General features: G+C 69.2%; 2 protein-coding genes. One reads left to right on the top strand and one right to left on the bottom strand.

Translation table 11 applies throughout. The features are described 5' to 3' along the window. A partial coding sequence (locus tag A5681_RS00785) for a TetR/AcrR family transcriptional regulator (protein WP_156737788.1) occupies positions 1–186 on the bottom strand: 186 nt, incomplete at its 3' end. A 130-nt stretch (positions 187–316) separates the two neighbouring features. Here A5681_RS00785 and A5681_RS00780 point away from each other — a divergent pair. Then, positions 317–634: TetR/AcrR family transcriptional regulator (locus A5681_RS00780; RefSeq protein ID WP_156737787.1), on the top strand; the 318-nt coding region annotated here is incomplete at its 3' end.

Raw genomic sequence — 634 nt, 5'->3', positions numbered from 1 at the left:
CTTGTTCGGGAAGTAGTGGTACAGGCTGCCGCTCGTCATGCCGGCGGCGCGGGCGATCTCGCGAATCGTGGTGCGAGAGTAGCCCTTCTCGGCCACGCATCGCATCGCCGCAGTGATGATGCGCGTGCGGGTCTGCTCGCCGTCCGCACCGACCGGGCGCCCCAATTGCGCCGGGGGACCGCTCATGCGGGAAGGTACCGTCCCTCACGCACCGCGCACCTCCGCCGGAAACCCCGAATTAATCGATCGCTCGATTATATTCGACCTGTCAGGCACCGAGGGCCGGCGGACGGGACACGCGAGTGGGGAGAACACGGTGACGCGGCCGCAGCGGGGACGCCCCGTCGGGGCCAGCGGTGAGGAGACCCGCCAGCGCATCATCGTGGCCACCATGCGCTGTGTGGCGACGGTGGGCTACTCGCGAGCCACGATTCGGGAGATCGCCCGCACCGCGGATGTCACCAGCGCCAGCCTGTACAACTACTTTCCGAACAAGGCCGAGCTGATCAAGGCGGCGATCGCGGCGCGCACCGACGTCGCATTGCCGCGACTGCGAGCGGCCGCCGCGCGGTCCGGAAGCGCGGTCGACCGCATCGAGGCGGTGCTCGACGAATCGGGCCGGCTGATGCGCGAG

The organism is Mycobacterium scrofulaceum, assembly GCF_001667885.1.
Classification (GTDB): domain Bacteria; phylum Actinomycetota; class Actinomycetes; order Mycobacteriales; family Mycobacteriaceae; genus Mycobacterium; species Mycobacterium scrofulaceum_C.
The sequence above is the reverse complement of the archived record's forward strand: the minus strand, read 5'-3'. Positions and strand labels throughout refer to the sequence as shown.